Annotated in this window: 11 protein-coding genes and 1 pseudogene; 8 read left to right on the forward strand and 4 right to left on the reverse strand. The window is 67.5% G+C overall.

All coding sequences use genetic code 11. The annotated features are described in order from the left end of the window. Positions 1-2: 2 nt before the first annotated feature. Together CJEDD_RS07520 and CJEDD_RS07525 are read left to right on the forward strand one after the other, a co-directional pair. Positions 3-1,517 (forward strand): amino acid permease, encoded by a 1,515-nt coding sequence (locus CJEDD_RS07520; protein ID WP_081764570.1) that lies wholly within the window; start codon positions 3-5, stop codon positions 1,515-1,517. Positions 1,518-1,549: 32 nt separating this feature from the next. Next, positions 1,550-2,578, forward strand: coding sequence for an ornithine cyclodeaminase (locus CJEDD_RS07525; protein ID WP_042408704.1), 1,029 nt, complete (start codon positions 1,550-1,552; stop codon positions 2,576-2,578). A gap of 69 nt (positions 2,579-2,647) precedes the next feature. On the opposite strand, the gene ahpD is transcribed toward CJEDD_RS07525, so the two are convergent. Then, a complete protein-coding gene (gene ahpD / locus CJEDD_RS07530) occupies positions 2,648-3,172 on the reverse strand; it encodes an alkylhydroperoxidase, AhpD family (RefSeq protein WP_042408703.1) in 525 nt (174 codons plus the stop codon). A 36-nt stretch (positions 3,173-3,208) separates the two neighbouring features. Continuing rightward, the gene (locus CJEDD_RS07535; RefSeq protein ID WP_042408698.1) at positions 3,209-3,805 is read right to left on the reverse strand and encodes a peroxiredoxin; all 597 of its coding nucleotides are present in this window, start codon (positions 3,803-3,805) and stop codon (positions 3,209-3,211) included. Between the two features lie 113 nt (positions 3,806-3,918). Between CJEDD_RS07535 and CJEDD_RS07540 the strand changes: the two genes are divergently transcribed. Continuing rightward, positions 3,919-4,875, forward strand: a complete 957-nt coding sequence (locus CJEDD_RS07540) for a hydrogen peroxide-inducible genes activator (protein ID WP_042408695.1) — start codon at positions 3,919-3,921, stop codon at positions 4,873-4,875. A gap of 38 nt (positions 4,876-4,913) precedes the next feature. Continuing rightward, on the forward strand, positions 4,914-8,843 hold the full coding sequence (gene hrpA / locus CJEDD_RS07545) for an ATP-dependent RNA helicase HrpA (protein WP_273657462.1): 3,930 nt from the start codon (positions 4,914-4,916) through the stop codon (positions 8,841-8,843). 23 nt (positions 8,844-8,866) lie between these two features. Here the strand turns inward: hrpA and nrdR are convergent, their stop codons facing one another. Further along, positions 8,867-9,325 carry a transcriptional regulator NrdR gene (nrdR, locus tag CJEDD_RS07550; protein ID WP_042408226.1) on the reverse strand — a complete coding sequence of 153 codons (459 nt, stop codon included), beginning with the start codon at positions 9,323-9,325 and terminating at the stop codon, positions 8,867-8,869. 100 nt (positions 9,326-9,425) lie between these two features. Beyond that, on the reverse strand, positions 9,426-9,794 hold the full coding sequence (locus CJEDD_RS07555; RefSeq protein ID WP_157034499.1) for a hypothetical protein: 369 nt from the start codon (positions 9,792-9,794) through the stop codon (positions 9,426-9,428). 206 nt (positions 9,795-10,000) lie between these two features. Between CJEDD_RS07555 and lexA the strand changes: the two genes are divergently transcribed. The 4 genes and pseudogenes from lexA to CJEDD_RS07575 all read left to right on the forward strand — a co-directional run bounded on the left by lexA (position 10,001) and on the right by CJEDD_RS07575 (position 12,990). Then, positions 10,001-10,687: a transcriptional repressor LexA gene (gene lexA, locus CJEDD_RS07560; RefSeq protein ID WP_042408223.1), complete on the forward strand. Its 687-nt coding sequence runs from the start codon at positions 10,001-10,003 to the stop codon at positions 10,685-10,687. A 43-nt stretch (positions 10,688-10,730) separates the two neighbouring features. Continuing rightward, positions 10,731-11,519, forward strand: coding sequence for a DeoR/GlpR family DNA-binding transcription regulator (locus CJEDD_RS07565; protein WP_042408220.1), 789 nt, complete (start codon positions 10,731-10,733; stop codon positions 11,517-11,519). 66 nt (positions 11,520-11,585) lie between these two features. After that, positions 11,586-12,692: pseudogene (locus CJEDD_RS07570) on the forward strand (PTS fructose transporter subunit IIC); the annotation flags it as partial. Positions 12,693-12,720: 28 nt separating this feature from the next. Further along, positions 12,721-12,990, forward strand: a complete 270-nt coding sequence (locus tag CJEDD_RS07575) for an HPr family phosphocarrier protein (protein ID WP_042408216.1) — start codon at positions 12,721-12,723, stop codon at positions 12,988-12,990. Positions 12,991-13,006 lie beyond the last annotated feature (16 nt).

Below are 13,006 nucleotides of genomic sequence, written 5' to 3' on the forward strand. Positions count from 1 at the left end.
CAATGACTACCTCCAAGCCCACGCCGCCCACGCCCTCGTCCCGCCCGAAAGCGGGCGTCCTCCCGGACGAGGACGAGGGGCTCCAGAAGGGCCTGTCCACCCGGCAGATCAACATGATCGCGATCGGGTCCGCGATCGGCACCGGCCTCTTCCTCGGCGCCGGCTCGCGCCTGGAATCGGCCGGCCCGTCGCTGGCGCTGATGTACCTGCTGTGCGGGTTCATCGGCTACCTCATCCTGCGCAGCCTCGGCGAGCTCATCGTCCACCGCCCGACGTCCGGGTCATTCGTCTCGTACACCCGCGAGTTCTACGGCGAGAAAGCCGCCTACGTGTCCGGCTGGCTGTACTGGTTCAACTGGGCGGCCACCGCCGTCGCGGACGCCACGGCGCTCGCGATCTACATCCGCTGGTTCGCCCAGTACTACGCCTGGATCGACGACATCCCGCAGTGGGTGGTCGCCCTCTCCGTCATCGTGCTGGTGACCGCGATGAACCTCATTTCGGTGAAGTTCTTCGGCGAGATGGAGTTCTGGTTCTCGCTGATCAAGGTCGCGTTCCTGCTCACCTTCCTGGCCGTCGGCATCTTCATGGTGATCTTCGGCAAGCCCAACGGGGAGCCCACCGGTCTGTCGCTCATATCCGACTACGGCGGCTGGTTCCCCAACGGCGTGCTACCCGCCCTCATCGTCATCCAGGGCGTCGTGTTCGCCTTCGCCGGCATCGAGCTGTTGGGCACGACGTCGGGCGAGGCGGAGGACCCGCGCCGCGACATCCCGCGCGCCATCAACGCCGTCGTGTTCCGCCTGTTGCTGTTCTACTTCGGCTCGGTCCTGCTGCTGTGCCTGCTCATGCCGTACACCGACTACTCCGGGGACGAGTCGCCGTTTGTCACCTTCTTCGACTCAATCGGCGTCCCGGCCGCCGGCCCGATCACGCAGCTGGTGGTCATCACCGCCGCGCTGTCGTCGCTCAACGCGGGCCTGTACTCCACCGGCCGCATCATGTACTCGCTGTCTAAGGCCGGCTCGGCCCCGCAGTGGGCCGGCCGGGTGACCAAGGGCGGCGTGCCGTACGGCGGCATCCTGCTCACCACCGGCGTCGCCCTGTTCGGCGTCGTGCTCAACTACCTCGTGCCGGAGGCGGCCTTCGAGGTCGTGCTCAACATCTCGGCGCTGGGCACCATGGCGTCCTGGGCGGCGATCTCGCTGTCGCACATGCGCTTCGTGCGGCTGGCGAAAGAGGGCAAGTACACCCGGCCGTCGTACCGGGCGCCGTTCTCACCGGCCACCGACATCATCTCGCTACTCTTCCTCGTGCTCGTCGTCGTGCTCATGGCCTTCGACTACCCCGTAGGCACGTGGACGCTCGTCGTGTCGCTGCTCATGTGGCCCGCGCTCGCGTTCGGGTGGTTCAAGGTCCGCGACCGCGTCGAGTTCATCTCCCGCTCCCACGTGAACTACGAGAAGATCACGGGTGACAGGGCCCCCGACATCGATCCCCCGCTACCCAAGCACTAACCCGTACCCTCTACGAAAGGACGTAACTTCCCATGACCCAACTCGTCGACGTCACCAACATGTGCCGCTGGATCGACCACCACGGCGTGGAAAAGCTCATCGCCGGCATCCTCGGCTACATCGAGGAGGACTTCGCCCGCTGGGAGAAGTTCGACAAGATCCCCCGCGTGGCCAGCCACACCCCGATCGGCGTCATCGAACTCATGCCGACCTCGGACTCCATCGAGTATGGCTTCAAGTACGTCAACGGCCACCCCTCCAACCCGGCGCGCGGCTTTCAGACCGTGACGGCCTTCGGCGTCCTCGCCGACGTGGACAACGGCTACCCCACCTTCGAGGCGGAGATGACGCTGCTCACCGCGCTGCGCACCGCCGCCACGTCCGCGATGGCGGCGAAGGTCCTCGCCCGCAAGGATGCGCAGGTTATGGCGATGATCGGCGCGGGTTCGCAGTCGGAGTTCCAGGCGCTCGGCTTCCGCGCGGCACTCGGCATCGAGCGCGTGCGCATCTTCGACATTGACCCGAACGCTATGGAGAAGTTCCGCCGCAACATCGAGCCGCTCGGCATCGAGGTCTACCTCGCTGACAGCGTCGACGACGCGGTCGAGGGCGCCGACATCATCACCACCTGCACGGCCGATAAGGCGCAGAACACGATCCTGGATTACTCGCTGGTCCGCCCGGGCGTGCACATCAACGGTGTCGGCGGCGACTGCCCCGGCAAGACCGAGCTCGACCCGCGAATCCTCGATGACGCGACCGTCTTCGTCGAGTTCCCGCCGCAGACGCGCATCGAGGGCGAGATCCAGAACAAGCCCGAGGACTTCGAGGTCGTCGAGCTTTGGAAGGTCATCGCCGGGCAGCGCGAGGGCCGCACGAGCGACGAGGAGATCACGCTGTTCGACTCGGTCGGCTTCGCCATCGAGGACTTCTCCGCGCTGCGCTACCTGCGCGATTCGACGGCGGGCACGGACTTCCAGACCTTCATCGACCTCGTCGCCGAGCCGGACGACCCGAAGGATCTGTTCTCGCTGACCAGCCGCGTGCTCAGCCCGCTTTAGGGCGTCTCGCTTCACGACGAAACCTCCGGCAGGAACGGTGTCCTGCCGGAGGTTTACTCGTCGATACGCTTAGCGCGCGTCCTCGATGGCGATGGCCTGGGCCACGGCCTGGACGACGCCGGCGACCTTGACGGCCTCCCAGACCTGCTCCTTGGTCACGCCCTCCTCGCGGACGGTGTTCGCGTGGGCGACGGCGCAGTGCTCGCAACCGTTGATGGTGGACACGGCGAGCGACCACAGCTCGAAGTCGGCCTTTTCCACGCCCGGCTTGGAGATGATGTTCATGCGCAAGCCGAACTTGACGTTGGCGTAGTCGTCGCCGAGCCAGCCCTTGGCGCGGTAGGCGACGTTGTTCATCGCCATGACGGTCGCCGCGCCGTACGCCGCCTCGACCGCCTCCTCGGAGAGGTGCGTCTTCGCGTCCTCCGCGATCTCGGCGATGACCTTCGCGTTGCGCGTCGCCGCCGCGGAGGCGAGCAGGGTTCCCCAGAGCTGCTGCTCGCTGAGCTCGGTGGAGCGCGTCAGCGAGCCGAGGTTGAGCTTCTGGTCCTTCGCGTACTCCGGCAGGGCCTCGCGCAGGTTGTCAATCGACATCTCGATCTCCTTCGTCGAACGGGTTGGGGTGGGTGCTTACTTCAGGGACTCCTGGACCACGGCCATCTTGTCGATGTTCTTCGTCGGGTCGTTCTTCTGCCAGTCGCAGGCGCAGACCTCCTCGGACTGCAGCGCGTCGAGCACGCGCAGCACCTCGTCGACGTTGCGGCCGACGGCGTCCGGGGTGACGGAGACGAACTGGATGATGCCGTCCGGGTCGATGATGAACGTCGCGCGGTCGCACACGCCGTCCGCGTTTTCCACGCCGAGGGCGCGGATGAGGTCGTGGCGCACGTCAGCGAACATCGGGAACGGGATGTTCAGCAGGTCCTCGTGCGTCGCGCGCCAGTTGAAGTGGGAGTACTCGTTGTCGGTGGAGCCGCCGAGCACCTGCGTGTCGCGGTCCTCGAACTCCTCGTTGAGCTTGCCGAACGCGGCGATCTCAGTCGGGCAGACGAACGTGAAGTCCTTCGGGTAGAAGAAGACGATCTTCCACTTGCCTTCGTACTTGTCCAGGGAGACGCGCTCGAAGTAGTCGTCCGGGGAAGCGGCGTTCGCTTCCTTGAGGTTGCCGCCCTTCAGGGCGACGAGGTCGAACTCCGGGAAGCGCTCCCCAACGGTCATGATCGGCATAGTTATCCTCCAAAGAAACTGGTCAGACGTGTTTTCATCGGACGAGTTCCAGTATGGCACAGAATCCGGAACGTTTCAACGAAAAACCTATGGAACCATGTAAACTCATAGGTATGGGCAATCGAGAGTATAAACCGACACTCGCGCAACTGCGGACCTTCGTCACCGTCGCGGAGCAGAAGCACTTCGTTTCGGCGGCGAACATGCTGGGGATCTCGCAGCCGTCGGCCTCCCAGGCGCTCGCCGCACTGGAGACGGGCTTGGGCATCCAGCTCATCGAGCGCTCCACGCGCCGAGTCATTGTCACCCCCGCCGGCGAGGAGCTCCTCCCCTACGCCAAGGCGACGCTCGAGGCCGCCGACGCGTTTTCCGCCCACGCCCGCGGCACGGGCGACGCCCTCTCCGGCCCGCTCACCATCGGCGTCATCCCCACGGTCGCGCCGTACCTCTTACCCGCGCTGCTCACCCGGCTGCACGACGCGTACCCGCAGCTCGAGCCCCGCATCGTGGAGAACCAGACGGAGCACCTCCTGCAGCAGCTGCGCGACGGGACGCTCGACCTCGCCATCATGGCCACCCCGACGCTCGCGACCGGCGTGACGGAGCTGCCCCTTTACGACGAGGAGTTCGTCGCCGTCGTGCCGGCCGAGCACCCCCTCGCCGGTGCGAGCGCGTTGCCGCTCGAGGCGCTGCGCGAGATGGAGTTGCTCTTGCTTGACGACGGGCACTGCCTGCGCGACCAGATCGTCGAACTGTGCACCCTGGCCGAGGTGCGCCGCACCCCCGGCGCGCAGTCGGTCACCCGCGCGGCGTCGCTGACCACCATCGTGCAGCTCGTCGTGGCCGGCCTCGGGACGACGCTCGTGCCGCTGTCCGCGGTGGCGGCGGAATGCGCCCGCCCGGGCCTCGCGGTGGCGACGTTCGCGGACGGCGTGGACGCGAAGCGCACCGTCGGCCTCGTCATGCGGGCGTCCTCGCGCCGGCGCTCCGAGTACGAGCAGCTCGGCGAACTCGTCGCCGAGGCCTACCGCGACGCCGCGGAATCGGGGGCGGCGCTGCTGCCGCGGTAGAATGCCGCTTCTAGATGAACGCAGGTAGTAACGCAGGAATGAACGAGTCCGCACATCAAAGCAAACCGCAGCTGTACGAGGCGCTCGACGGCGTCCCGCTCGCCGACGTCCGCCGGTTCCGGCGCCGGCTGAAAAACGCCTCGAGCCCGGAGGCCCTCGCCGCGATCGCTGCGGATGTTGAGGCGGCGCGGGACGTCGTCGCCAAGCGAGACGCCCTCATCCCCGCCATCGAGTACCCCGAGAACCTCCCAGTGTCCGCTCGGCGCGATGACATCATGGAGCTCATCCGCGACAACCAGGTAGTCATCATCGCGGGCGAGACGGGTTCGGGCAAGACCACCCAGATCCCGAAGATGCTCCTCGAGCTCGGGCGGGGTCGGCGCGGGGTCATCGGCCACACGCAGCCGCGCAGACTCGCCGCGCGCACGGTGGCCGAGCGCATCGCCGACGAGTTGGGCCAGGACATCGGCGAATCCGTCGGCTACGCCATCCGCTTCGACGACCGGGTGTCCGACTCCACCGCGGTGAAGCTCATGACGGACGGCATCCTGCTCGCGGAGATGCAGCGCGACCGCTTCCTCAACGCCTACGACACGATCATCATCGACGAGGCACACGAGCGCAGCCTCAACATCGACTTTCTGCTCGGCTACCTTAAGCGACTGCTGCCGAAGCGGCCGGACCTCAAGGTCATTGTCACCTCCGCGACGATCGACCCGGAGGCGTTCGCGGCGCACTTCGCCGACGCCGACGGCACCCCGGCGCCCATCATCGAGGTCTCCGGGCGCACGTACCCGGTGGAGATTCGCTACCGGCCGCTCGTGGAGCAGGTGCAGGCGAAGGACGGGTCGGTCAAGGAGATCGACACCGACATGATCGACGGCGTCGTGGACGCGTGCGCCGAGCTTATGCGCGAGGGAGACGGGGACATCCTCTGCTTCTTCGCCTCCGAGCGCGACATCCGCGACTGCATGGAGGCGATTGAGAAGAAGCGCTGGCGCGGCGTCGAGGTCGTGCCACTGTTCGGCCGGCTTTCCAATGCCGAGCAGCACCGCGTGTTTGCCCCCCACTCGGGCAGGCGCATCGTGCTGTCCACCAACATCGCCGAGACGTCGCTCACGGTGCCCGGCATCCACTACGTGGTGGACACAGGCTTGGCGCGCATCTCGCGCTACTCCACGCGCACGAAGGTGCAGCGCCTGCCCATCGAGGAGGTCTCGCAGGCGTCCGCCAACCAGCGTTCGGGCCGCTCCGGGCGCACCGCAGACGGCATCGCCATCCGCCTGTACTCGGAGGAGAACTTCGAGGCCCGCCCCGCGTTCACCGACCCGGAAATCCTGCGCACCAACTTGGCCAGCGTGATCCTGCAAATGATCTCGCTGCGCCTCGGCGACGTCGCCGAGTTCCCGTTCATCCAGCCCCCGGATCCGAAGTCCGTGCGCGACGGCCTGCAGATCCTCCACGAGCTCGGCGCGATCGGCGACAAGGAGCGCGACGGCACGCCCGTGCTCACCGGCATCGGCCGGGACATCGCCCGCATCCCCGTCGACCCGAAGATGGCGCGCATGCTCGTCGAGGCGAACCGGCTCGGCGTGCTCGATGACGTCACCGTCATCGTCGCGAACATGACCATCCAGGACGTGCGCGAGCGCCCACTGGAGTTCCAGGCGCAGGCGGATCAGGCGCACGCCCGCTTCAAAGACAAGGAGTCGGACTTCCTCTCCGCGCTCAAGCTGTGGGACTACATCGGCGAATCCCGCGACGAGCTCACGGGCAACGCCTTCCGCAAGCGCATGAAGCGGGAGTTCCTCCACTACATGCGCATCCGCGAGTGGTTCGACCTCGTGCGGCAGCTACGCGACGTGGAGCGCCAGCTGGGCTGGTCCCGCGCCGAGAACGTCGCCGGCGAGCGCGACGCGAACGCGATCCACAAGTCCCTGCTCACCGGCCTGCTTTCCAACATCGGCGCGCGCGACGGGAACTCGAAGGAGTTCCAGGGCGCGCGCGGGACGAGGTTCGTGATCTTCCCCGGGTCGTCGCTGAGCAAGAAGCCCCCGGAGTTCGTCATGGCCGCGGAGCTCGTGGAGACTTCGCGCCTGTTCGCGCGCGACGTGGCCAAAATCGAGCCGGAGTGGGTCGAGGCGGCCGCGGGCGAGCTGATGAAGCACTCCTACTCCGAGCCGGTGTGGTCCCGGAAGCGCTCCGCGGCGATGGTGCACCAGAAATCGATGCTCTACGGCGTGACCATCGTGCGCGACCGGCTCGTGCCCTATCACCGCGTCGACCCCGCTGGGGCGCGCGCCATGTTCATCCGCCACGCGCTGCTCGAGGGCGATTGGAACCGCCACCACACGTTCATCGACCACAACGAGGCGCTCCTCGCCGAGGCCGCCTCCGTGGAGGAGAAGGTGCGCCGCCGCGGCCTCGTCGTCGACGAAGACACGCTGTTCGAGTTCTACGACTCCCGCCTGCCCGCCGACGTGACCACCGCACGCCACTTCGACTCGTGGTGGAAGAAGCAGCGGGCGAAGGACAAGCACTACCTCGACTTCGACCCGAGCAGTTTGCTTGACGACGACGGCGTGGACGCCGGCGCCGCCGCCTTCCCCGAAGTGCGGCGGCAGGGTTCCATCGATTACGCCCTGCGCTACAAGTTCGAGCCCGGCGACCCGTTCGACGGCGTGACCGTGGAGGTGCCGGTGCCCCTGCTGGCGAACCTCCGCGAGGACGGGTTCGATTGGCTCGTGCCCGGCCTGCGCCCCGAGCTCGCGGCCGAGATGATCCGGACGCTGCCGAAGGCGCTGCGCAAGACCGTCGTCCCGGCGCCCGACTTCGCCGAGCGCGCCCTCGAGGTCATCGCCGAGAGCGACACTGGCGAGAACGCCCCGTTCACCGACGCGCTCGCGGACGCCCTGCGCAGCCTGGGCGGGCGCGGCATCAACGGCTCCGACTTCAACCCAGATGCGCTGCCCGCCCACCTCCGGGTGACGTACGCGGCGATCGACCGCCGCGGCAAGGTGGTCGACCACGACAAGGACCTCGCCGCGCTCAAGCGCCGGCAGGCCGGCAAGATCCGGTCCTCCGTCTCCCAGGCGGGGCGGACGTCGGAGTCCGAAGCCGTGCAGAAGTGGACCGCCGACACGCTCGGCGCGGTCCCGGAAACCGTCACCACCACCATCGACGGTAACGACGTCGACGCCTACCCCGCCCTCGAGGCGACGAAGGACGGGGTGAAGGTGACCGTCCACCCGACGAAGGCGGCCGCCGAGGCGTCGATGGTCACGGCGACGCTCACGCTGCTGTTGCGCGAGATCTCCGTCAACGCCGCGCAGATGACGAAGGGGCTGCCGCTGCGCCACAAGGTGGCCGTGGACCGCTACCCGCACGGCGGCGCGGCCGGGCTCGTCGACGACGCGCGCATCGCCGTCATTCGCGACCTTATGTTCGCGCATGGCGGGCCGGTGCGCTCGCCCGAGGAATTCGAGGCGCTCGCCGCCGAAATCAAGCCGGAGGTGCCGGGCGCTGTGCGCCGCGTCGTAGTCACACTCGCCCCGGCCCTGGCGGAGTACGCCAACCTCGCCGCCGAGCTGGAGCAGTGGGACGGCCCCGCCATCGACGACATGCGCGGCCAGCTCGCGTTCTTCCTGCCGAAGCACGCGGTGACCGTCCACGGCATCGGGCACCTGCAGCACCTGCCCCGCTACATCGACGCGATGCGCATCCGCCTCGAGGACATGCGCCTCGACCCGGACCGCGACGCCGACCGGCAGAGCGTTGTCGACTCGGTGAAGCGCTACCTCGCCGCGAAGATGCAGCGGCTCCCGGCGGGGCGGGAGAAGACGAAGGCGTACAAGGACATCCTCTGGCAGATCGAGGAATTACGTGTGAGCCTGTTCGCGCAGCGCCTGGGCACGCCGAAACCAGTGAGCCAGCGTCGCATCGAGAAGAAGATCGACGCGCTCGCCTAGAAAATCCTCCCTGGAAATCTTCCCTAGAAGTCTTCTCGGTCGCGGCGGCGCATGAGGCGGATCTCCGACTCGAAGTCGTCGGCGCTCTCGAAGGACTTGTACACGGAGGCGAAACGCAGGTATGCGACCTCGTCGAGCGCCCGCAGCGGCTCGAGGACGGCGAGGCCGATCTCGTGGGCGGGCACCTGCGAGCTGCCCTGCGCGCGGACGGTCTCCTCAACCTCCTGGGCGAGCCGCTTGAGCGCGTCGTCCGACACGTCGCGGCCCTGGCAGGCGCGCCGGACGCCGACGATGAGCTTGTCTCTGTCGAACGGCTCGCTCACCCCGTTACGCTTCACCACGGTCAGGACAGCCTTCTCCACCGTGGTAAACCTGCCGCCGCATTCGGTGCACTCGCGCCGGCGGCGGATGGCGGACCCGCCCTCGACAAGGCGCGAGTCGGCGACGCGGGAGTGCTCGTTGTGGCAGAAGGGGCAATACACGGAAGCGGTTCCTCCCCGGATCGGGCCCCGGCATCGAGGCGGTGCGTCTACGCCTTGCGATGTTACCCGCGGGCCCCGCCCGCCCTAACGGCCCCGCGCGTTAGTGCTCGGCGCCCACCGACGCCGAATAGGCCACCTTCGACATCGGCACCTCGTCCCCGCTCGAGAACGCGCCGCCGACGGCCGAGCCGATAATGAGCGCCGCCGTGAGCACGGCGCCGAGCAGGACACTCTCCCGGTTCTCGCGACGCATTTCGAACGAACTTCCCGCCGCCTCCGCGTTGCGGCCGGACCGCTTTACCGAGCGCTCAGAAGTTCGATCGCCAACGGCGATGGTTCGAACAGCGCGGGCGCACGCCGGGCGCCGTGCGGGAGATTCCAGATCCCACACTTCCGCCGGCGGCACGACGGGCGCCTGAACTCGGGTCGGCTTTTTGGCGGCACTTGCTGGGTTAATCACGACTGACATGGTGGTCTCCTTTCTATCCGCGGCACACTGTACTTGCGTCCGCGACACGTTCGAACACGCTCCCGTTAGTATGTTCGAATACGATGACATGTTCGATTTATAGCAGGCGCGCCGATGCGTGTCCACTACAGTGTGCAAATCCTCGAACATGCTTGCCCTCTCTGGTACGTTCGTAGTCGCACCCACCCGCCACAGAAGGAGCCCCCATGGCACGAAAGAAGTCGGAGCCCGCCAACCTCGACATGAGCACGCTGTCGGACCGCCAGCGGCGCATTCTCCAAGTCATCCAGGACGCCGTCGTGCTCCGCGGCTACCCGCCGAGCATCCGCGAGATCGGCGACGCGACCGGTCTGCAGTCCACCTCCTCCGTCGCGTACCAGCTCAAGGAGCTCGAGAAGAAGGGCTTCCTGCGGCGCGACCCGAACAAGCCGCGCGCGGTGGACCTGCGCCACCTGCAGGAGACCACCTCGCCGAAGCCGAAGAAGAAGGCGCAGGAGGCAGCCCCGGAAGACGCGTCGACGGCGCGCTACGTGCCCGTGGTCGGCCAGATCGCGGCCGGCGCGCCGATCCTCGCCGAGGAAAACGTGGACACGTACTACCCCCTGCCGGAGGAGCTGCTCGGCGACGGCGACGTGTTCATGCTCAGCGTGGTCGGCGAATCGATGAAGGACGCGGGCATCCTCGACGGGGACTGGGTGGTCATCCGCTCGCAGCCCGTGGCGGAGGAGGGCGAGTTCGTCGCCGCGCTCATCGACGGCGAGGCGACCGTCAAGGAGTTCCACAAGGACTCGTCCGGCGTGTGGCTCCTCCCCCACAATGAGGCGTTCGCCCCCATCAAGGGCGACGAAGCCGAAATCATGGGGCGGGTCATCTCGGTGTTCCGTACCCTATAGCCAGCTCCCGCTTGCCCGGAGTGGGGGGAATTGGAGGAGGCCTATGTACGCCGAGGAACGCAAGCGCCAGATCGCGTCGCTCACCGCAGTTGAGGGCCGCGTGAGCGTCACCGACCTCGCAGATCGATTCGGGGTCACGGCGGAGACCATCCGCCGTGACCTCGCGGCGCTGCATGAGGAGGGCGTGGTGCACCGCGTCCACGGCGGCGCGGTGGCAAACCAGTCGTTCCTCACCTCCGAGCTCCCCCTCGATGCGCGGGCGAAGGCCTCCTCGGAGGCGAAAAACGCGATCGCCAGTGCCGCGCTACAGTTCCTCCCGGACCACGACGGCGGGGGCATCTTCCTCGATTCCGGCACGACCATCAGCAGCCTCGCTGACCTCATCGCCAAAAACGGGCTCGCCCACGAGTGCTCGATTGTGACGAACTCGTTGCCCACGGCGCTCGAGCTCAGTACCGCGGGGCTCAACGACGTGCAGCTGCTCGGCGGCACCGTGCGTCCGGTCACCCAGGCCGTCGTGGGCAGCACCGCCCTTCGCACGCTCGCGCTGCTGCGCGCGGACGTGGCCTTCATCGGCACGAACGCGCTGACCATCGACCACGGCCTGTCTACCGCGGACGCCCAGGAGGCCGCCGTGAAGACCGCGATGGTCACCAACGCGCGCACCGTGGTGGTGTTGTGCGACTCCACGAAGATCGGCAACGACTACCTCGTCAGCTTCGCCTCGCTCAGCGACGTCGACGTCGTGGTCACGGACGCGGATGCACCGCCCGCGTTCGTGGAGGAACTGCGGGAACACGGCGTCGAGGTTGTGCTCGCCAACGAGGGGTAAACCACACCGCGAACCTCGTTGCCTAAACGGACACAATCGGACATAATTCGGGTGTAACCGGAATAGCAGGCCGTGATGACGGGCTTGTCCTACATGGTGCCCTTCGTGGCCGCCGGCGGCCTCCTGCTCGCGCTCGGGTTCCTCTTCGGTGGCGCCGACATGGCCAACGGCTGGCAGGCGCTGGTGACGGACTACTCGCCCGCTAACCTGCCCGGCCACGACGTCATGGTCGACGGCGAGCTGATCTCGTTCTCCCGGTCCGGGTGGATGCTCTACCTCGGCGCCGTACTCTTCGCCACCGGGCAGATGGCGATGGGCTTCGTCGTGCCCGCGCTGTCCGGCTACATCGGCTACGGCCTCGCCGGGCGCCCCGGCATCGCGCCCGGGTTCGTTGGCGGCGCGATTTCCGTCATGGTCGGCGCCGGCTTCATCGGCGGCCTGGTCACGGGCCTGCTCGCCGGCGTGATCGCCTACTGGATCCAGACGTGGAAGGTGCCGCGCTGGCTCGGCTCGCTCATGCCGGTGGTGATCATCCCGCTGCTTACCTCGCTCATCGTCGGCGTGCTCATGTACCTGCTGCTCGGCTGCCCGCTCGGCGCGATCATGGAGGGCCTGACCAGCTGGCTCGAGTCCATGTCCGGCTCCTCCGCGGTGCTGCTGGGCATCATCATCGGCCTCATGATGTGCTTCGACCTCGGCGGACCGGTGAATAAGGCGGCCTACCTCTTCGGCACCGCGGGCCTGTCGGCGGGCACGCAGGGCGCGTACGAGATCATGGCCGCGGTGATGATCTCCGGCATGGTGCCACCGATCGCCCTGTCCCTGGCCACGTTCCTGCGCAGCAACCTGTTCACCCCCGCGGAGCGGGAGAACGGCAAGTCCGCCTGGCTGCTCGGCCTCTCCTTCGTCTCCGAGGGCGCCATCCCGTTTGCCGCGGCCGACCCGTTCCGCGTCATCCCCGCGATGATGGCCGGCGGCGCGACGGCCGGCGCGATCTCGATGGCCCTCGGCGTGCAGTCGCAGGCGCCGCACGGCGGCGTGTTCGTCATCTTCGCCTACCACCCGTGGTGGGGCATGCTCATCGCGCTCGCGGCCGGCGTGGTGGTCTCCACCGCGGCCGTCATCGCGCTGAAGCAGGTGGCGGCGTCGCCCAAGGCGGCCGTACACTCGTAACCGCAAACGATCGAAAGGACATCAGATTATGGCTTCCAAGACTGTCAAGGTCGGCTCCACTGTCGGGCTGCACGCCCGCCCGGCAACCGTCATCGCGGACGCGGCCGGCGAGTACGACGACGAGATCCTGCTCACCCTCGTGGGCGGCGACGATGACGACGAGACCGACGCCGCCTCCTCCCTCATGATCATGGCGATGGGCGCAGAGCACGGTGACGAGGTCACCGTCACCTCAGACAACGCGGAGGCCGTCGAGGAGATCGCCGCCCTCATTGCGAAGAACCTCGACGAGGAGTAGGCAGCAGCGTTACGAC

Source organism: Corynebacterium jeddahense (assembly GCF_028609865.1).
GTDB classification, from domain to species: Bacteria; Actinomycetota; Actinomycetes; order Mycobacteriales; family Mycobacteriaceae; genus Corynebacterium; species Corynebacterium jeddahense.

What these genes read in the sequence shown, in the direction of transcription:
- CJEDD_RS07525 (WP_042408704.1), top strand. Translation starts at nt 1,550, where the DNA reads ATGACCCAACTCGTCGACGTCACCAACATGTGCCGCTGGATCGACCAC.
- hrpA (WP_273657462.1), top strand. Translation starts at nt 4,914, where the DNA reads ATGAACGAGTCCGCACATCAAAGCAAACCGCAGCTGTACGAGGCGCTC.
- CJEDD_RS07565 (WP_042408220.1), top strand. Translation starts at nt 10,731, where the DNA reads ATGTACGCCGAGGAACGCAAGCGCCAGATCGCGTCGCTCACCGCAGTT.
- CJEDD_RS07520 (WP_081764570.1), top strand. Translation starts at nt 3, where the DNA reads ATGACTACCTCCAAGCCCACGCCGCCCACGCCCTCGTCCCGCCCGAAA.
- CJEDD_RS07535 (WP_042408698.1), bottom strand. Translation starts at nt 3,805, where the DNA reads ATGCCGATCATGACCGTTGGGGAGCGCTTCCCGGAGTTCGACCTCGTC.
- CJEDD_RS07555 (WP_157034499.1), bottom strand. Translation starts at nt 9,794, where the DNA reads ATGTCAGTCGTGATTAACCCAGCAAGTGCCGCCAAAAAGCCGACCCGA.
- CJEDD_RS07540 (WP_042408695.1), top strand. Translation starts at nt 3,919, where the DNA reads ATGGGCAATCGAGAGTATAAACCGACACTCGCGCAACTGCGGACCTTC.
- lexA (WP_042408223.1), top strand. Translation starts at nt 10,001, where the DNA reads ATGGCACGAAAGAAGTCGGAGCCCGCCAACCTCGACATGAGCACGCTG.
- CJEDD_RS07575 (WP_042408216.1), top strand. Translation starts at nt 12,721, where the DNA reads ATGGCTTCCAAGACTGTCAAGGTCGGCTCCACTGTCGGGCTGCACGCC.
- ahpD (WP_042408703.1), bottom strand. Translation starts at nt 3,172, where the DNA reads ATGTCGATTGACAACCTGCGCGAGGCCCTGCCGGAGTACGCGAAGGAC.